Raw genomic sequence first — 19,379 nt, 5'->3', positions numbered from 1 at the left:
GTTATTATGTATCTTGGCCGTGCGGCCAAAAGGGACTTCTTACAGTGTATTCGCCGCGGCCCCGGCCTGCCATAAGTTTCGCCCTCAAAATCGGTGGCAGTCGGTGCCGATTTTACCGGTCGTCCGGAAACCAGACGCGAGCTCCTGCACTGGGTTCCGTTGGGACGGCCGCAATTATTGCCCCTTGCGTGATGCCGCGTTGGTTCTTGCGACCTTCGCTCGGGTGGCGGGGCTCGGAAATGGCCGCGGCCGGGCGAATCCATCTGCACAAACCGTGAGTTGCCAAGTACACTGGACGCAAGTCGTTGCTGCCTTTTACTTTAGCGATTTTGTGATCATTCTCAATGACGCCCCTTTTGCTGGCCCTGGGCACTGCCGCTGCCGCGCCGATCGAGCTGTCGCTCGACGGTAAGATTGCGCTGGGGGTCGTGCTGCTGGTGTTTGTCGGCCTGGTTTGGCTCCGCCGGGTGCCAATTGAATTGTTGTTTCTTACCGCTTTGGTAGGGGTGACGCTGGCTGGGGTGATTAATCCTCGCGAGGCGTTGCAGGGATTCGCCAGTCCGGCAGTGTTGTTTATCGCCGCGCTTTTCGCCGCGGCCGCCGGTCTGCGGAGCACCGGCGCCCTGGATTGGGTGGGGACCCAAGTTCTGGGTAATGCCGAAACCGAGCAGTCCGCGCTGCGGCGGCTCGCGCTAACGGTGGTGCCGGTGTCGGCCTTTGTGCTCAATACACCGCTGGTCGCCATGTTCCTGCCGGTGGTTCTCGACTGGTGCCGACAGCGGAACGTATCGCCGTCGCGGATCCTCTTGCCCTTGAGCTACCTGACCATTGTGGGTGGGGTCTGCACGCTGATTGGCACCAGCACCACGCTAGTGGTGAACGCCAAGCTGTCGGAAATGCGTAATATCATGATCGAGCAAGGCGTGGCCGATCCGCCGGTTCAGGAGTTGGCCTTCTTCGACATCACCGCCGTGGGTGTGCCCATCGCCCTGGCCGGGGCGGCCTACGTGCTGCTGATTGCCCCCAAGCTGCTGCCCAATCGCACCGAGCTAATTCAGGAACTGGGCGACCGTCGCCGCGAGTACCTGTTGGAGATGCTCGTGCAGCCCGAATGCCCGCTGGTGGGAAGAACGGTGCAACAAGCGGGCCTGCGAAATCTGCCAGGGCTGTTTTTGATCGAGATTTCTCGCGACGAAGAGATCATTACTCCGGTGACGCCAGCCGATATGATTCGCGCTGGCGACCGCATGGTGTTCACGGGAGTGGTGCAAACCATCGCCGACCTGGAACGGATTCCCGGCTTGGTGCCAGCGGCCGATATGACCTACGAGTTTCATCCCGCCCAGCGGACACTGCGACGACTTACCGAGGCCGTGTTATCGCGCACTTCGCCGTTGATTGGCCGCAGCGTCCGCGAGGCCAACTTTCGCCAGCGATACAATGCCGCGATCGTGGCCGTGCACCGCAACGGCGAACGGCTGACCAACAAGATCGGCAGCATTCGACTGGAGCCCGGCGACACACTGCTGCTGCAAACGCATGCCGAGTTTGTCGAGGCCTACCGCAACAGTCGCGACTTCTACCTGGTCAGTCCGGTGGGCGAGACTTCCGCCCGTCGTCACGATCGGGCGTTGGTGGCTGGTGTGCTATTTGCCGTGATGATCCTGTGGCTCACGATCGCCGGCGTGTTTGGCGGGGATCTGGAGTTGGGAAACGTCTTTTCCAACAAGCCCCAGGCAATCATCGGTTTCGCGATCGTGGTACTCATGATTGGCACGCGCTGCTTGAGCACTGAAGAAGCCCGCTCCGCGATCGACTTGCAGGTAATCCTGACCATTGCCGCTGCCATCGGCTTGGGGCAGGCCCTGGAGAAGAGCGGCGCGGCCTCGTTTATTGCGCATCATCTGGTCGATGGTACGGCGGCAGCGGGCATCAGCGAGCATTGGCAGGCGTTTGTCCTGCTCGCCTTGATCTATCTGGTGACCGCTTTATTTACCGAGATGATTTCCAACGTGGCGGTTGCCGCCATGATGATCCCCATCGCGGTGGAAGTCGCCCTGGCGGGGCCGGATGGTGGCTACGCAACGCGGCCCTTTGTGCTGGCAGTGGCCCTGGCCGCGTCACTGAGCTTTGCCACCCCGATTGGCTATCAAACCAATCTGATGGTGATGGGTCCAGGCGGCTATCGACCCGCAGATTACCTGCGTGTTGGTTTACCACTCACCTTGGTGCTATGGATCGCCGCGTTGCTGCTGATCCCGTTGTTTGCCGGCTTTGCCCATCCCGTTTGAATCCAAGGGGCGGCGTCCAAGTGTCCCGCTGGGGGCTGGCATGGTGCTGGCGAATCGTCCCTTCAGTCAACATCCTCATTCTGCGCTCTCGGGGTTGGTTGTACCTCCATTGGGGTGGTTAGATTGCGCTGTATTGTGCGCAGGGTTGAAAGTTGCGCAGGCCGACTGGTGGACACCCAGCCACCTCGGTCGACCGGCCTGCGGAGCTTCCAGGTTCCAGCGGCCATTCGGCCGCTTGTAGAGCCTGTAGGATGTTTGACGCGCGACTGGTCGGCTGGGTAGGATGAGTGCCCCCGCAAAACTATCCCTCCCCCATTCTCCCCTTTACTCGGAGCTCTACTGTGCACCGTATTCTACTGTTCTCCACATTGATGTTAGTTGGTGGGCTACTCGCCAACCCTGTTGCTGCTCAAGAAGCAGCTGAAGCGTCCAGCGAGGACATGACCATTGGATCGATGGCTCCCCCCATCGACATCGAACACTGGGTGAGCACCGGCGACGGCAAGTTCGAAGCATTCAACGAGTTCGAGCCTGGCAAGGTCTACGTGGTTGAGTTCTGGGCCACTTGGTGCGGTCCTTGCATCGCCAGCATGCCACACCTGGCCGAACTGCAGCAGCACTACGCCGACCGTGGCGTGACCGTGGTCAGCGTGAGTGACGAGCCCTTGGAGACCGTTGAGAAGTTCCTGGAACGCGACGTTATGCAGTCTCGGCAGTCCGCTGAAGCCGAAGGCGAAGAAGATGCACCCAAGACCTATGGCGAACTGACCAGCGTGTATTGCCTGACCACCGATCCGGATAGCTCGGTGAAGAACGACTACTTCCGCGCGGCCGGTCAAACCGGCATCCCTTGTGCCTTCATCGTTGGTAAGGACGGAGTGGTCGAGTGGATTGGTCACCCCATGGGGATGGATGAGCCACTGGAGCAAGTGGTGACCGATAGCTGGGACCGCGAGGCGTTCGGCAAGGCGTTCCGCGCTCAACAGCAACTGGACAAGGCTTTCCGTGCGGCCATCATTGCCGCTCGCCAGGGTGACTACGACACCTATGACGCCAAGGTTGAAGAGATCAAAGGCCTCGACCTGCCCGAAGACATGCAGGCGCGTTTGCCGATGCTGTTCAACCAGCTCGAGCATCAGCGTTTGCTGTCGATGCTGTCGAACGATCCCGAAGGTGCCATCGCGAGCCTGGAAGAGAAGTCGTCCGAAATGAAGCTCGCGCAGGTAGCTGCCATTGGAGCGACCATCGCCCAGCAGTCGCAACGGGGTGCTTCGTTCAAGCCCGAGTTGGTCGACGCGGTAACGGCGCTGATTGAAGAAAAGGCCGCCGATGAAGAAGCAGCCGGCACGGTATACAACGCCCTGGCGGGCCTGTACCAGGCCAGGGGTGATTTGGACAAAGCCATTGAAATGCAGGAGAAGGCGATTGATAATCCGCCCTCGAACCTGCCGGCAGCGTCGGCGGCTCGGTTCGAGGCCATGATGAAGGCTTATCTCAAGAAGCTGCAAGACGAGAAAGCGGCCACGCAGCAGAACGATGCTGCTGACGCTCCCTCCGCGGGCTAAGCTTTCCACCAAGTTCGCCCAGGACTTGGCTTGTACCCAAACAAAAAACCACCGCCGGACCTTGGTATGGGCCGGCGGTGGTTTTTGTTTTTAAGCTAGATCCGACCAGCCGTGAGGCTGGTCGTTCTACTGTCGATTACATGCAGCCACAGCCGGCATCGAAACCGCAAGAGGGCTCGCAACCGCAAGTCGGCTCACAGCAACCACATCCGTGGTGGCGGTGGAACAAACCACGCAGCTTGCCGAGGATGCAGCACTTCGGACGGCTGCAAGGATCGCAGCAGTCCATCTCGCAACCGCAAGAAGGCTCGGCACAGCAGCTGGGCTCGGGAGCGCAGCAGGTGGGCTCGGGGGCGCAGCAAGTGGGTTCAGCACAGCAGCTCGGCTCACAGCAGCTCACGTCGCAGCAACCACGGTTGCGGTGGAACAGACCCTTCAGCTTGCCAAGGATGCAGCACTTGCGAGCACCACAAGGATCGCAGCAGTCCATTTCACAACCGCAAGTCGGCTCTGCAATGCAGCAGCTCGGCTCACAACCACACGACGGTTCGCATCCACAGCTCGGCTCACAACAACCACGACCGAACAACCCGAAGCAGGCGTTGGCGTCTTGGGCGCTGGAGAGCACGAGGGCGGCGCCAAGGAACAGCGACGCCAAAACGGCACGACTCTTCATTTCAAACGCTCCTCAAAAAATTTATGGGGGAGAGGGAAACACACACACTCTTCAATTTGCGGCACCTGCTCAGGGAGGCTGAGAACGATCCAGGTCGCACCGCAATGCTTTGGTGCCGACGGGTGATCGTTGTTACTCTCGGCCTAACGAGGCAAGGCTTGCCACTTAGTCCATCAGCGTTATCGACAACGCTACCGGCCGGCCTTTGCTGGTCCGAACTGTTTCCGCAATTTGCCCAGGTTTGCCCACCGGCCATGACGGTTGTGCGGGTCTTGCTAGCATCCGTATCGGTTTGCGAGGGTAGGAAGGCTGTTTGGTGTCCTACGGCTTGTAAGTTTGCCGAACCAATCCCCCTCAACCGGGTGTTCATGCCCCGCGCGTGGATTACCGCCGATTGCGTGAAACCTTCCGACCATTGCTGGACAGGACGCCATATTTGACATATTCACCCCTCGAATTGCCGAGCAAAAATTGAACTTCCCCACTCACGGTGAATTTTCTACTCTGCTTGGCACGATCGAATTAGTGAGGGGCAGAATAATCGATCGCAACTTGAAAGTGGTCCGCACCACTCCCGCCTTAGCTGCCCGAACTTCCCAACCGTATCCAGAGGAAGAAGAGGATCCCTGCGATGATTCAGGAACCAGTTTATTCGACCCTTCGTCGGACTGAATTTGCCGAGCTGGTCGATCTGTTTGTTGGCGAACTGCCACTAAGAATGTCGGTGATCGAGCAGTTGATGGCAGCCGGCGACCGCGAAGGTCTCTGCCGCGCCGCTCATCAACTGAAGGGCTCCGCCGGAGGTTATGGTTTCGGCGACCTGTGCCTGTACGCAGGCCGCGTCGAAGCCCTGTGCCGCGACCGCCGGACCACCGGTGACCAGCTCGAAACCGCCGTCGACGAATTGAGCCAGCAAGCCAGCCGGGTACGCGCCAAGTAAAGCTACCCGCCGTGCGACAATTCTTTCGTGGCCAATGATCAACCAAATGTGTTGGTCATTGGCCACGGCCTTTTAGGGACGTCTCAGAGATGGTGTGCTGATTCGCACCATGGATTAAAGCTGCGCGACCATCGAAACTAGCCCCCGTAGTAGCAACTCCCGATAGTGCTGTGCCGGCAAGGTGAAGCCACTTGCGCCAGCGAATCCGTGGTGATACTGGTGGCACCGGTGCGATCAACTCGGGCTATAGCCAATCCGCGGCGTCATTTACCTGCACTATGATCTCTCGGCCCTCAAGAGACCACTCGCCATGCCTAAGAAAAAGCTCTTTGGCATGTTGGCATACGAGACTTTGATCGCCGATGCGTGAGGAACTATGAATGCCCAACCTTCGCCAGGGGTCTCCCCGTCTGTCATACGTAGGTAGATCTTCTTCTCGTACGAGCCTCTGATCAATATTAGATATAGCATCGGCAAGGCATCGTGTTTTGTTGTCGGCTACCCACTTCACAAGGCCCCATTGCGTATATGTAGTATCACACCTTAAGGGTTGTAGGTCCTCGCAAGGTGCGCCGGGCGGCCAGAGAAACGCGCTGCAAAGGCCTTCGATCTCCACAATTGTGCAGTTGTGGACGATCTCGTGTGAGTCTTCACCATTTCCGTATGACTGTCTCAGGGAATTCAGTTGCTCGTTCGTGAAACCCACTGGGCGAATAAAGGGCGAATAAAGGGGACATTCTACTTTAATGAACCAATAGAAATGCTGCCTTCTATTTCTCAACCGAGCTCAGCGACTTTGTAGAAAATCCCGTGTAAAAAATTCGCCGTAGAACTCCCCCACCAAACTGATCTAATGGAACTGCCGATCGATGGGCGGCTGGTTGTTTGGCAATTTGGTGGAACGAAGGCTGTAGGCCGTGGGCTATAAGCCGTGGGTAGGGATTCGGAACTCATCGCTTTCCCTGACCCCCGACTCCTGAATCCTGGCTCCTCCCAAGAGTTTTGTCGCACCCGCGGTGAACCGAGCGCCAAAACCCAGTTTGCATTGGTTGTGCTTGGTTTTGTAACCCATTGTCAACAAGCGACTTACGGAATCGCTTGTGACCAGAACAGTCGGGGTTTTGGTACCATAAATGCTTTTTTGCCATGTTGGCAGGTGCGACAAAACGGTAAGTGCGTGGGAAGTAAGCGTTTAGGGAGATGGGTTTTGTCGCAGTGGGGACAAAACTGCCAAAACCCTTTGGCTGGCGGCCACAGCCGTTTACGCCAGAGCAGGGGCGGGCCACTGGGGCTTGGTGAGCATCCACTGCGACACGCCGATCTGGTGCTCGAGGAAGCCTGCCTCGCAGTAGCAGAGGTAGTACTTCCAGAGCCGCAAGAAGCGGTCGTCGAATCCCAGTTCGCGGACCGCATCGAGTTGGCTCCAGAGCTTTTCACGCCATAGGCGTAAAGTCCGCGCGTAGTGCAGGGCAAAGTCCTCCATGTTCTGCAGCCGGAAGTCGGTATGCGTGCGGAGGCACTCCGTCATTGCGCTGGGGCTGGGCAGGAACCCACCGGGAAAGACGTGCTGCTGGATGAAATCCACTCCATTTCGGTACGTGTCGTAGCGACAATCGGGGATGGTGATCGCCTGCAGCAACATGGCGCCACTGGGTTTCAGCAGTTGCGAGCACTTGGCAAAGTAACCTGGCAGGAATCGCTCGCCGACCGCTTCGATCATTTCGATCGAAACGAGCTTATCGAAATTTCCCTGTAGGTCGCGATAGTCGACTAGCTTCAGTTCGACCTGCGATTGCAGTTGCTGCCGCTCAATTCTATCCGCCGCGTAGTCATGCTGGGCCTGCGAGATGGTGGTAGTCGTGACGCGGCAGGCGTAGTTGGTGGCCGCGTGAATCGCGAATCCACCCCACCCGGTGCCGATCTCCAGCACGTGGTCGCTGGGGCTCAGTTGCAGCTGGCGGCAGATCCGGTCGTATTTTTCGGTCGAGGCCTGCTCGAGCGTAGCACGCGGATGCGGGAAGTAGCCACTGGAGTAGGTCATTGTGGGGTCGAGCATCAACTCGAAGAACTCGTTACTCAGGTCGTAGTGCTGCGAGATGTTTCGCCGGCTACCGGCAGGCGTGTTTCGCTTGAGCCAATTGGCGAACCGGCGGGCGGGTGCGAACAGCTTGGGCAGTCCTCGCTCGACGCCCCGCAAACGATCGAGATTGGCGGCCAGCACGCGCAGCGTTGCCGTTAGCTCGGGCGCATCCCAATGGCCGTCGACGTAAGACTCGCCGAGACCCAATCCGCCTTGCAGGGCGATGCAGCGATAGAAGCGATCGTCGCGCACGCGGATGTGACCGGCGAAGTCGGAACCTTCCTGGCCGAAGGTACTGGTGCCGGCCGCCTCGGCGATGGTCAGCCGCCCTTGGGCCAGCGTGGTTAGCCGCTGATGGACGAGGTTGCGCCACGTTGGCGCGAAGCGTCGCGATCGTTTACCGGCGGCTTGATCGGAGTGGTCGGTTGTTGTTCCGAGGACCGACTCGTCCGCGATCGCTGGGGGTGGGGGTAGTAAGGACATTGCTTCCACCAGAGTTTCAAGGCTTGATAGTAAATCGCCGCGGTCACCTGGGCCGTCATCGCTGGGTAGCGGACGAGTGCCCATCGGAGGTTTGCGGCTGTAAGTGGTTTACGCCTGAGTGTGAGGCCAGCATCGAACGATCGCTCGGCAGGCAGTCGGCGCGACAGGCAGACCGTGAGATGTTCGCCCGGCGGCGTGAGTCGCCAGCGATAGTCGCCTTCCATGCTCATGAAAGGAGAAACATGAAAGTCCTTCGCGTGTTCGAACCGCAGTTGGCCGGCGGTCGTCCGGTTGCGGTCGCACAAGACGTAGGCGTGTCGCTCGCCCCAGGGGGTGTTGTTCACCTCGGCCAATACCTGTTCGACTTGCTCGCCGGCCGGATCGAAGGCGAAGTACAGATTCAGCGGGCTGAAGTAGTAGCCATACCAGCGGAGCTGTGTGAGCACGCGAATGGGACCCGTCGGCCTGTTGCCCGAGCGTTGGGCGCAGAGTTCACGCACCTGCGTGTCGAGGGTCTGCGAATCGTCGAACAACCGGTCGCTGGCGCGAAACGAAGCCAGGCCGTAGCGGCTATCGCTCAGCAGGTTGCCCCGCCCGACGAGCTGCGGCAGCTCCTCGAGGTCGAGATACGCCATCACCAGACCGTAGCGAAAGCGGTGCGTTACCGGATCGCGACGGTGGTGGGCGACGGCTCCTTCGTACAGGCAGCTGTGCATGCTTCCAACCCAATACCGAACTGTTTTGCGACGCTCAGGGCACTGTTCACGCCATCTTCGTGAAACCCATAACCCCAGTAAGCGCCGCAGAAGTGTGCACCCTCGCGACCGCTAACCTCCGCCCAGCGGCGCTGGGCTGCGATCGACTGCATTGTATAGGCTGGATGCGAAAATTCGAATGTCCTAAGGACCTTTTCTGGGGCGACCCGATCGCCGGCATTCAGCGAAAGCAGCAATTGACCGGGCTCGACCACGCCTTGCAGCCGGCCAAGGTCGTAGGTCACCGAGGCCGGATGCTGTTTGTCGTTGGTTAGACAGTAGTTCCAGCTGGCCCAAGCATCACGGCGGCGGGGCAGGCAATTGGTGTCGGTGTGCAGCACCGCTTGATTTGGTTGATACGGGAATGCACCCAGAATCTCGGCTTCCTCTGGCGTTGCATCGGTGAAAATCCGCCGCGTCTGATCGGCGTGGCAAGCGAACACCACCTGGTCGTAGTCGTCGGTGTCGCCACTGTCGGTTTCGACCTGAAATCCGGAGAGGTCGCGACGAACCTCGGCGACCGGGTCGCCGAGACGCAACCGGTCTCGCAGGTCATGCAGCAACGGTTCGACATACCGCCGCGACCCGCCCACGATGGTTCGCCAGCGGGGGCGATCCTGCAGTTGGAGCAATCCGTGGTTCGCGAAGAAGCCAATCATGAACCGAGCGGGGTAGTCGAGAATTTCACTCGGGGTGCACGACCAGATGGCGGCGGCCATCGGGACCAGGTAGTCGTGCACCATGGCCGACGAGTAGCGGCCGTTGTGCAGGAATTCGCCCACCGTTTGATTGGTGATGGTCCCGTTGTCGGCTGCGTGGCGGCCGCGGCGGTTGAACCGCAGGATGTCGGCGATCATTCGCCAGAACGATGGACTCAGGGCATTGGTTCGTTGGGCGAATAGCCCACGCAGGCCGCTGCCCTGGTACTCGAAATCTCGCTGGGGGTCGCGGACGCTGAAGCTCATATCGCTCGGCCGCGAGGCCACGTTCAGCATGTCGAGTAGCCGGCAGAAGTTGGGATACGTTTTGGTGTTGAACACCATGAACCCGACATCCACCGCGGCTACGCTACCCGCGTGTTCGACCTCCACCGTCAGGGCATGTCCGCCGGGCGAGGGGCTGCCGTCGTATAGCACTACCTCGTGACGGGTGGCCAGGAGCCGCGCCGCGACCGCGCCGCTCACTCCCAGGCCGATTACTGCGATCCGCATCTACGAGACCTCCCCGAGATGCATGAGGTCGTCAGTCCGCGGTAGGTCGTTCGTGCTTCGCATGGAGTCCCCATCGATAAAGAGCGTCAGTGGGAGACTTTAGGCGTGGCTGGTAGTTTGACCACATCATGGTTGCGAAAAACTCGCAGCTCAGGTTTACTAACTCTCTGCTTACGATTTGGGGAACCACGGAAAGAAGGTGTTGGTGCGGCGGGCGTAGTCTTCGTAACCCGGTTTGCGGGACTTGAGCGACTTCTCCAGCAGCGTGACACCGGAGACCTTCAATAGTAGCAAGCTCATCACCACCGGCCCGATCAGCGTCCACCACAGGAAACCGGCCTCGAGCGTCGCGGTGTAGATGCCCCACCAGACGAGGAACTCGCCAAAGTAATTGGGATGGCGGGTGTAGCGCCATAGCCCCTGGTCCATTACTTTGCCGCGGTTCTCCGCAGCGGCTTTGAAACGGCTCAGTTGCCAGTCGGCTACGGTCTCAAATACTAGCCCCACGGCCCAGATTGCCAACCCCAGGGTCGCGAAAATGCCGAAGTTTCCACCGCGGGGGATACTCGTTTGCACCGGCATCGCTACGATCCAAGTGAGTAAAGCCTGCAGCCAGAACACCGTGAGCAGACTCACCAACCAAAACGACCGACCCCAGGAGTCACGCATTGCGCCATAGCGGCGATCTTCGGGCTCACCCCAATTGCGCCAGGTGAGGTAACCACTGAGCCGTACCGCCCAGACGGTCACCATGGCGACCAGCACCCACGAGAGTGGCGTCCAATCACAAGTCAACGCGGTACGCCATGCGACTACCGCAAACCCCACTGCCCAAAACAAGTCGACGATGCTCACATCGCGCTTCGCCAGACTCACGAGCCACACCGCGGTGTGCAGGCAGGCGACGGTCAGCAGGTTCCATAGCAGTAACGACAACATTAATAGTTCTCCAGTGTCTCCCAGAGATTCTAGGTTTTCAATCCATAACGCAAAGCTCACTTGCCATGAACTTGATCGATGCAGCAGAACGACGATGGCTGCCCGATAGTGTAATTCGCCTGGGGATTCGCCGTCTGCTTGGCAAACGTGCCGACCTTGAGTCCAACCGCGCGGCGAGCCTACAATCGTTTGTGCAGACGCTCCGCGAGTCGCCGCTGGCCGTGCATACCGAGGCCGCCAATCAGCAGCACTACGAGGAACGCCCGCAGTTCTTCGAGCGCGTGCTCGGTCCGCGGCTAAAGTACAGTTGCTGCCTTTATCCCACGCCCGATTCAACGCTGGCAGAAGCCGAACTAGCCATGTTACGACTGACTTGCGAGCGGGCCGGGCTGGCTGGCGGACAGCGGATTCTCGAACTCGGTTGCGGCTGGGGTTCCCTTTCGCTGTGGATGGCCGAGCAGTATCCGACGGCGGAGATCCTGGCCATCTCCAACTCGCATCGCCAACGTCAGTTCATTCAGGCCAGGGCGGAGCAGCTCGGCATCGAGAACCTTACCGTCGAGACGGCCAACATCATCGATTATTCACCGCCTGGTCAGTTCGACCGCATCGTGTCGGTCGAGATGTTCGAGCATCTGCGTAACTACGAACTGCTGTTCAAGCGGATCGCCACATGGCTGCGGCCAAGTGGTAAACTGTTCGCCCATGTCTTCTGCCATCGCGACGAGCCCTACGTTTTCGAGACCGACGGCAAGGACGACTGGATGGGGCGGCATTTCTTCACCGGTGGCACGATGCCCTCGGTCGATCTGTTCGCCCAGTTCGATCGGCACCTCCGCGTCGCCCAGCAGTGGCAGGTCGATGGGATGCACTACTGGCGGACCTGCGAACATTGGCTCGCAAACCTCGACAGCAATTGGGACGAACTGGTCAGCGTGCTGGCCGAAGATCTCTCCACTCGAGAGGCCAAAGTCATGCTACAGCGGTGGCGAATGTTCTTCATGGCCTGTGGCGAACTGTTCCGTTTCGAAGGGGGCAAACGGTGGTTCGTCGGGCACTACCTGTTCGAACCACAGGCCGTGACTTCGCCATCCGTAGCTTCCGAGCAAACAGCGGAACCAGAACTCGTTCCGCAAAGCAGCTAGCCACGCCACCCGTATAAAGAAGGACCCAATGTTAGTCGCTCGAATCTTCCTGGCAGTTGTGGCAGTGCTTTACGTGTGCCTTGGCATCTGGTGCGCCGCGGCTCCCGAGACGACCTCGGCCAAGGTGGGGCTCAGCCGGGTGGGGGAGGGCGGTAAATCCGAGTTCTTCACCGTCTACGGCGGGCTCGAGGTCGGCATCGGCCTGGCCCTGCTCGCGCTCGCGGCCACCAGCGGGACGGCTATGGCGGGATTGATGGCCTGTCTAGCGATTCACGGCGGGCTGGTCCTGTTCCGCTCCATCAGCTTCGCCCTGTACGATGCCGCCCATGGTTTCACGCTCCGCCTGGCGATCGGCGAATGGGTGATCTTTCTGGTCAGCCTGGGATTGTACTTCTTTCTCCGCCAGCTAAGTCGATAGCCACGGCTTCCTAGTGCGTCGCCCGATTCATGTACTCCGCGCGCCACTTTTCAAAATCGCGACCTACGCTTTTGGGGTCGGGCGTGAGTGTGGCAAGATCGTCGGCCGTCGCACCGTGCCACACTTCGACCACACCGTCCGACCACGCCGCCACGATGTCTCGGCCATCCGGAGCCCAGTGGGCCTGAATCAGCTTTGCCTTGCGGTCGCGAAGCACCAGTAGCTGGTTGGCTTGGGGACTGGTGAGGTCCCAGATCATGGCTTTGTTGTCCATGGCCCACGTCAGAATCCGCGTGCCGTCCGGACTGATGCTTACTCCGCGGATACGCTGGCTATGCCCTGCTAGCGTAGTGAGCAGTTCGCCCGATTCGGTATTCCAGATACGTACCTTGCTGTCAGCATAACCGACTAGGATGTACCGACCGTCGCCCGAGAAAGAGCAACTCGTGGCGTTGCCGGCCGGGTCGATCATCTCGTGCAGTTTGGTGCCGCTGTCGGCGTCCCAAACAATGATCTCCGAACCCATCGCAGACGTTACGATTCGATGGTCGACGGGGCTGAAGTCGATCATTACCAGAGGCTTGCCATGTGTAAGGCGACTCTCCAACTTGCCGGTCTGAATGTTCCATACGCCCAGGCTCTTGGCGTTCATCTCAAGAATGGCCACCAGCTTCGAATCGTGACTATAGACTGGCCAGCCGCACGCGTCGGCACCCTTGAGCGATAGAAGCTCTTTGCCGGTGGAGACGTCAAACACCCGCATGGCGTCCCGCTGAAAGGCGACCAAGCGTGAGCCATCTGGCGTAAAAATGCCCGAGGAAAGCACCGATGGAAAGTTCAAGACGTTCGACCGCAACCCGCCACCGGCGCCGCTGATGAGGCTCGCAAAATCATCCGACTCCGGATCGATCGAGATACTTGACACACCTGTGACGGTGTCCCAAACGTGCAACACGCCCTCGGCGTCGAGCGTGGCGGCGCGGCGGTCATCGGGATGCAGGTCAACCGCCACTATCTCGGCTTCGTGCTGGGTGAACTCGATGAGGCGTCGATGGTCACTGAGACTCCACACCGAGGCGGTCGTGTCGTACGATCCCGTCAGTATTCTGGAGCTCGATGCATCGATGTCCATTTGGTAGACCACGTCGTCGTGTGCCTGGAACTCGTCGGCCTTCTGCTCGGGTACGCAACTCCAGATCTTGGCACGGCCATCTTCCGAAGTCGTCAGCAACATCGTTCCATCATCGGAGAAGTCGAGGCTGTTGAGCCACACACCATGCCCGTCGAACTCGTTGATTAGGCGGCCGCTGGCGACATCGTAGACATTCAACCCCTTGTCCCCGGTCATTACCGCGAGGCAGCTTTCGTCCTTGCTGAATCGACACTGAGGAAACTGGGGGCCTTTGAAAGGTTCGCCATCACCCGGCAACTGATGGGTCACCTCCTGCGAATCAATCTCCCATAGGTAGTGATGACCATCGGCCGTCAGAGTGGCGGCCAGCTTACCCGAGGGCGAGATCTTTTGATAAGCGACTTTGCCCTCACCCGGCGCACGATATGTCGCGAGCCGTTCTCCCTCGGGCAGCGACCACTTCTGAATGGTACCGTCGTTCGAGGCCGACCAGACCGAATCGCCCGAAGGCGGAAAGTAGATGTCCACCGTGTTGCTTTCGTGCCCCTTGCATTTGTGCAGCAGGTCGACTGTCGGCGAGCGAGCGTCCCACACGCGCAGCGTCCCATCCATGTGACCAGTCACGAGATACATCTCGTTGGGGCTCCAGCTGCAGGTCCAGGGCGGACTCAGCTCCAGGTCGTCGCGGCCGCGACCCACGACGTCTTCGGAATCTACGTCGTACACTATCGCAGCGTTGGAGAATGGGAAGCTGGCGAGTTTCGATCCGGTGGGACTGAGAGCCACCGTGATGGAGGTTTCGCTGCGTCCCGTGTAACGGGCCTGCTCCTCGCCGTATGCGACCGAAAAGCGTTTGATCTCCTCCCGCGCATAGTAAAAGTAGACCGACGCGTTGTCGGCAAAGAACCCTCCGTACAGGCCGCCGGGAAGGTCCCAAGGCAGAAATTCCGTTGCCACCACCGCGGGTCGCAACGCCCAGAATTCAGTTGTGGAGGAGGGAGCGGCAGTTATTTTTTGCGGAGCGTTGTGACGCCGCCAGGCAAGATCGGCCAACCGTGCCCATTCCCAATTGCGATATTTGGCCGGCGCCGCCGTGAGCTTCATGCGTGCCTGGCTTGGCTTGTCCTCCTGCAGCAGCTGATTGGCCCGCGGAATGTCGGAGTTGTACTGCGATCGCTGCGCGTCCTGCTTGGCTCGATCGGCACGCTTCTCGGCCTCCAGGGCGAGTTGTGTCAGATGGTCGTTTCGAATCGCCGCAAACGCTGCGCCGAGGAAGCCCAGCACCAGGAATGAGGCGATTAACGCGGCGATCCCAAACGACAGGCGGTGACGCTTCACCATCTTTTTCAAGCGATAGCTGGTACTCGGTGGTGCCGCGATCACTGGGTCGCCGTCCAGGTGACGCTGGATGTCCATCCTCAGGCCATTGGCCGTCTCGTAGCGTCGCGTTCTGTCCTTCTCGAGCGCCTTCATCACAATCCAGTCGAGCTCACCGCGTAGCAGGCAGCCGAGTTCCTTGGGTTCGGTCTTGCGTTTACTGGCAATGGTTGGCAGCGATAGACTCTTGCTCAACCGAGTGCTTGGCTGGGGAGGGTCTTCTTCGCGGATGATGCGCATCAACTCGTCGATGGCCGCGCTGCGAAGCCGTTGGCGATCGAAGGGTGTCTCGCCCGAAAGTAGCTCGTACAAAAGGACTCCCAACGAGTAGATGTCGGTCCTGGTGTCGACGTCCCATTGGTTGAACCGCGCCTGCTCAGGACTCATGTACTCGAACGTGCCCAACACCTGGCCGAACTCGGTGAACATCGTCTTCTCGGTCAGCCGCTGGTCGATCGCCTTTGCCACGCCAAAGTCGATCACTTTTGGCACCGGCACATCGTCGTAGTGGGCGACCAGCACGTTCGATGGTTTGATATCGCGATGGATGATCCCTTTCTGATGGGCGTGTTGCACCGCCTGGCAGACCGGGACGAACAGCTTCAAACGCTCCTGGGGCGATAACTGATGGTTGTCGCAGTACTCCGTGATGGGCACCCCTTTAACCAGTTCCATCACAAAGTAAGGCCGGCCCGTGTCAGTCATGCCGGCCTCGAGTGCCCGAGCGATGTTCGGATGGTCCATCATCGCCAGGGCTTGTCGTTCGGCCTCAAATCGGGCGATCACTTGCCGGCTGTCCATGCCGGGCTTGATGATCTTCAGGGCCACCCGGCGTTCGATGGGTTCGGCCTGCTCGGCCATGTAGACGATGCCCATCCCGCCCTCGCCAATCTGCTGCAGCAGCTTATAGGGCCCGATGGTGTCGCCGACCGTCTCGGTGACCGCAGGCAGGTCGACCGTACCGGAGTTCGTTGAGCCGCCCCCCAGAAAGTCGCCTGCCTTGGCGTCCGCGTCCAGCAGTCGCTCGACACGTTGTCGCAGGGCAGAATCTTCCCGGCAAGCACTATCCAGGCAGGCTGCTACGTCTCCAGGTGTGCACTTTTCCCGCGCCGCGAGAAAGATTTCCTGGGCTCTAAGACTAGTGTCGCTCACGTTACTCCCCCTCAGAAGTCGCATAGAGGATCGCCTACTCTTCAATGCCCCGTTTCAACGCTTCGTGCGCCAGAGTTCCTCCAAGATTCTGTAAGTTCTCTGCTCGAATGTCAGTTGCCGTGCTCGCCGTTTTGCAGGCGATCGTAAAGCCACGCCCTGGCAAAGGCCCAATGTCGATCGGCCGTTCGGCGAGGAATCTCCAGCGCCGAGGCCGCCTCCCCCTGCGTCAGCCCAGCGAAGAACCGCAGTTTGACGAGCTTGGCCGCCACGGTGTCTTCCTCTGCGAGCGCGCTGATTGCTTCGTCCAAGTCGAGGAGAATCTCGTCGGGTGTCGAAAGGGCCAGTTCCACCTGGTCCAAGTCGACCTTCTGCCAACCGCCGCCGCACTTGAGGCGATCCTTGTCGCGGGCTCGATTAATGAGGATCCGCCGCATTGCTTCGGCGGCCGCGGCGAAGAAGTGTCCTCGGCTGTCCCACGAAGGTGATTGGCCGTCGCCCACCAGCCGCAGGTATGCATCATGCACCAGCGCTGTTGCTTGCAAGGTCTGCCCAGGCTTCTCTCGCGCAAGCCGCACTTTGGCAAGTTTACGCAACTCGTCGTATACCAACGGCAATAGTTCGTCCGATGCAGTTGGATCACCCGACACCATTCGCGACAAGATTTGCGTCACTTCGGCCATGCGGGCGATTATAGCCGATTGCTCTCGCCAGCAAGGCACTTCCCCGGTATCGGGCTTGATGGAGCAATCGTGGCGATGCATTTGCTACACGCGATCTGCGTGATCGCGGAACTCCGCCGAGTTGGCGGTTAAGTGCAGGTGGTGGGTGTCGTTTTGGGCAGCGGGCTGGCTTTGCTGCTGCGCTCGAAGAAAAGAGCTCCAGCCACGACGGCGGCGATCACTCGGCGGATTCGTTGGTAATCGACTCCGCCCGTTGCACCGTGACGTGCAGGCCCCACTCCTGCTTACCGCCAAACGAGGCAGTGGCCTTCTCGCCAATCGGCACCGTCTTGGCAAAACGCCCCTCGAGCGTATTCACTTTCACTTCCATCGGTTGCCCCGCATCTTCGGGCTTCGAAGCGTCGACGAAGCGTAGCTTGGCGGCCACGTCCACCAGCACTCGGTTCTCGTCGATGGAAAGCACCGTGACTTCGAACTCCGAGCCTTCGGTAAGCTTCCTCGTGATAGGCAGTGCCACGTCACCATCGTGTACGACGGCCACGGTGTAGGTCTCATCTTTGGAGTCCGACAACCACAGTCGTTCGCCATCGCGAGTGGTTAACTTGGGCGTATTGAACGACAACGTCTCCGAGGCCACCCCGACCACGACCGTGTATCGGTTGTCGGAAGGGGAGAGCGACGACAAATCGGGCTCTCTGGTAATCTGCACCGAGTCGGGCAGTTGTTGTTTGTTGGCCCCCACGGGCGCGGCTACTGTCTCCGGTGCTTCCTCCATATCGGGAAGGCTCGCGCAACTCACCCACACGACACCCAGGTGCAATGATCCGTAGAGAAGAACGCTTTTCATGTTGACCTCGCCAGGTGGTGCAAGCTTGGGGTGGGCGAACAGTGCAGAGTCCGTACTGGACTGCAATTACTCGTTCCCACAAGCAAGGGCAAGATCATCCCGCAATGCATCACGCCGGCAGTGCTTGCTTGCAAGCCCGGCGAGCCCTTTGGCTGGCCGTCGCTCCAAATCGCAGCAGCGCCAGGCTACCAAGGCCCAGCAGTACCAGCGACGAGGGTTCCGGAACCAGCACCACCTGCACGGGGGCACCGCGGCCGGTGGCCACGTGCAGGACTTCGCGGCCCGCGGCGGCCGATTCCAGGTAAGCCTTCTGTGCGTCGGTAGCCAAAGCGTACGAGATCGTGGCGCCATCCACCGCGTTCATGGTGACCAGGCCATTTGCCTTCGTTCCGGTGAAGCTGAGTCCAATCCCGTCGTCGGCCAGGTAGATTCCCTCGCTGCCGGTGGTGCCGCCCCCAAGTGCTCGCAAAATGGGCTGGAAGCTAAGCTGCTCGGATGTGCTGCCATCGCCGATGCCGTTGCCATTGGTCAGCAAGAACTGACCCCTGTGGTCGAGCGTGTAATCGAACGAGCCCGTCGCGGTAATCGTTTCGGTCGCGGGATCGACTCGCAGTCTGATCGGCTCGAACGTGGTGTAGATGTTCTCAAAAGCCAGGTCGAGATTCGGTTGCACCAGGCTAAGAACTGCTCCCGGCGATCCTTCGTGCATTATTCGACCCTCGCCGTAGGGATTGCCAATGGCGGTGCCGTAATCGACATAGCCTGGCGGACCCGTTTCTTGGTGCGTCAGTACCAGGCCGTAGTCCAACCAACGCATGACTTGAACCGGCGAGTCGAACTGAATGTATCGCCACTCGGGCGTAGAGGTCGAGATTTCGGAGGCTGCCAGTGTGCCTTCGGCAACGACCGTGGTCGAAAGCCTGCCATCGTACAGCAGCCGGCGTACCTGCACGGTGACATCCCGGCCCGACCCGTGCCCCTTGAGCAGTAGCGACACTCCACCGAAGGAGGCCGACTGCTCGGTAACGAACGTTTGCACCGTGTTGTCGCCGAGGTCATCGAGCCGGTTGTAGGTCGTCTGGCTCTGCGCCGCGGCAAACCCGTGGGCAGCGACCCCGGCCAGCAGTCCTATACAACAAAGCCTCGAGTTCATCGTTCTGCGCGAAAGGAGAGATACAGGACCCATATGTTCAAATTGTCGCCTCACGCGGCGACGGATGATGCCAGTATAACTCGATCAAGCGGCCGCCGTCCCCAGGCCGCACAGCTTCTGCCGAGCGCGACTCGCCCCCGTCTATGGATGGAAGTATTGGTACAAGTTCCACCATCTACATTCATGGGCCCAAAACTCCCCCCGTGTCGGTGCTCCGAAAATCGAAAATCCACTTGTTTTGCCGGCCAAACCACTCGGGGGGGCGACAAAACCCCGCGAGTTGTTCCACACATGGTCAGCGAGCTGTCCCAAAACTCGGAGTGGTACCAAAACGTGTCCCAAAAATCGGGGAGGGATCCGAGAGACGGAAACTCACCAATTCACTCTAATCCAACCCGACCCCAGGCCCCGCACTCTGGACGTACGCAACCTAAAGCAACTCCATTGGAACACACCCACGAATGAATGCAACGGCGACTTTCTTACAGAGGACTGGCGGCCATGAGCTCGCCCAATCGACGGGTGAAGATTGGAT

13 protein-coding genes are annotated in these 19,379 nt (G+C 59.7%); 5 read left to right on the top strand and 8 right to left on the bottom strand.

The genetic code is table 11. From position 1 onward, the window contains the following. Positions 1-344 precede the first annotated feature (344 nt). From NG895_RS00900 to NG895_RS00890, 3 genes are all read left to right on the top strand, one after another. A complete protein-coding gene (locus NG895_RS00900; RefSeq protein WP_252850551.1) occupies positions 345-2,291 on the top strand; it encodes an SLC13 family permease in 1,947 nt (648 codons plus the stop codon). A gap of 341 nt (positions 2,292-2,632) precedes the next feature. Next, complete coding sequence (locus tag NG895_RS00895; RefSeq protein WP_252850550.1) at positions 2,633-3,856, top strand: TlpA family protein disulfide reductase; 1,224 nt, start codon at positions 2,633-2,635, stop codon at positions 3,854-3,856. A 1,307-nt stretch (positions 3,857-5,163) separates the two neighbouring features. Then, entirely contained in the window at positions 5,164-5,472 is a 309-nt protein-coding gene (locus NG895_RS00890) for an Hpt domain-containing protein (RefSeq protein ID WP_252850549.1), read from the top strand. A gap of 1,261 nt (positions 5,473-6,733) precedes the next feature. On the opposite strand, the gene NG895_RS00885 is transcribed toward NG895_RS00890, so the two are convergent. The 4 genes from NG895_RS00885 to NG895_RS00870 all read right to left on the bottom strand — a co-directional run bounded on the left by NG895_RS00885 (position 6,734) and on the right by NG895_RS00870 (position 10,940). Further along, positions 6,734-7,693 carry a class I SAM-dependent methyltransferase gene (locus tag NG895_RS00885; RefSeq protein WP_341871424.1) on the bottom strand — a complete coding sequence of 320 codons (960 nt, stop codon included), beginning with the start codon at positions 7,691-7,693 and terminating at the stop codon, positions 6,734-6,736. 203 nt (positions 7,694-7,896) lie between these two features. Continuing rightward, positions 7,897-8,751, bottom strand: a complete 855-nt coding sequence (locus NG895_RS00880; RefSeq protein WP_252850548.1) for a DUF1365 domain-containing protein — start codon at positions 8,749-8,751, stop codon at positions 7,897-7,899. Further along, positions 8,697-10,001, bottom strand: coding sequence for an NAD(P)/FAD-dependent oxidoreductase (locus NG895_RS00875; protein WP_252850547.1), 1,305 nt, complete (start codon positions 9,999-10,001; stop codon positions 8,697-8,699). Before NG895_RS00875 ends, NG895_RS00880 begins: the two co-directional genes overlap by 55 nt. Positions 10,002-10,172: 171 nt before the next feature. Further along, a complete protein-coding gene (locus NG895_RS00870; protein WP_252850546.1) occupies positions 10,173-10,940 on the bottom strand; it encodes a DUF1295 domain-containing protein in 768 nt (255 codons plus the stop codon). Positions 10,941-11,005: 65 nt separating this feature from the next. On the opposite strand from NG895_RS00870, the gene NG895_RS00865 reads away from it, so the two are divergent. Together NG895_RS00865 and NG895_RS00860 are read left to right on the top strand one after the other, a co-directional pair. After that, positions 11,006-12,085 carry an SAM-dependent methyltransferase gene (locus tag NG895_RS00865; RefSeq protein ID WP_252850545.1) on the top strand — a complete coding sequence of 360 codons (1,080 nt, stop codon included), beginning with the start codon at positions 11,006-11,008 and terminating at the stop codon, positions 12,083-12,085. A gap of 28 nt (positions 12,086-12,113) precedes the next feature. Further along, complete coding sequence (locus NG895_RS00860; protein WP_252850544.1) at positions 12,114-12,503, top strand: hypothetical protein; 390 nt, start codon at positions 12,114-12,116, stop codon at positions 12,501-12,503. A 10-nt stretch (positions 12,504-12,513) separates the two neighbouring features. On the opposite strand, the gene NG895_RS00855 is transcribed toward NG895_RS00860, so the two are convergent. From NG895_RS00855 to NG895_RS00840, 4 genes are all read right to left on the bottom strand, one after another. Continuing rightward, positions 12,514-16,164, bottom strand: coding sequence for a protein kinase domain-containing protein (locus tag NG895_RS00855; protein ID WP_252850543.1), 3,651 nt, complete (start codon positions 16,162-16,164; stop codon positions 12,514-12,516). 110 nt (positions 16,165-16,274) lie between these two features. Further along, entirely contained in the window at positions 16,275-16,925 is a 651-nt protein-coding gene (locus tag NG895_RS00850) for a sigma-70 family RNA polymerase sigma factor (RefSeq protein WP_341871423.1), read from the bottom strand. A 136-nt stretch (positions 16,926-17,061) separates the two neighbouring features. Beyond that, complete coding sequence (locus tag NG895_RS00845; protein ID WP_252850542.1) at positions 17,062-17,691, bottom strand: hypothetical protein; 630 nt, start codon at positions 17,689-17,691, stop codon at positions 17,062-17,064. 109 nt (positions 17,692-17,800) lie between these two features. Further along, positions 17,801-18,844 carry a PEP-CTERM sorting domain-containing protein gene (locus NG895_RS00840; RefSeq protein WP_252850541.1) on the bottom strand — a complete coding sequence of 348 codons (1,044 nt, stop codon included), beginning with the start codon at positions 18,842-18,844 and terminating at the stop codon, positions 17,801-17,803. Positions 18,845-19,379: the final 535 nt, after the last annotated feature.

It is taken from the genome of Aeoliella straminimaris (genome assembly GCF_024054565.1).
Taxonomy (GTDB): Bacteria; Planctomycetota; Planctomycetia; order Pirellulales; family Lacipirellulaceae; genus Aeoliella; species Aeoliella straminimaris.
The sequence above is the reverse complement of the archived record's forward strand: the minus strand, read 5'-3'. Positions and strand labels throughout refer to the sequence as shown.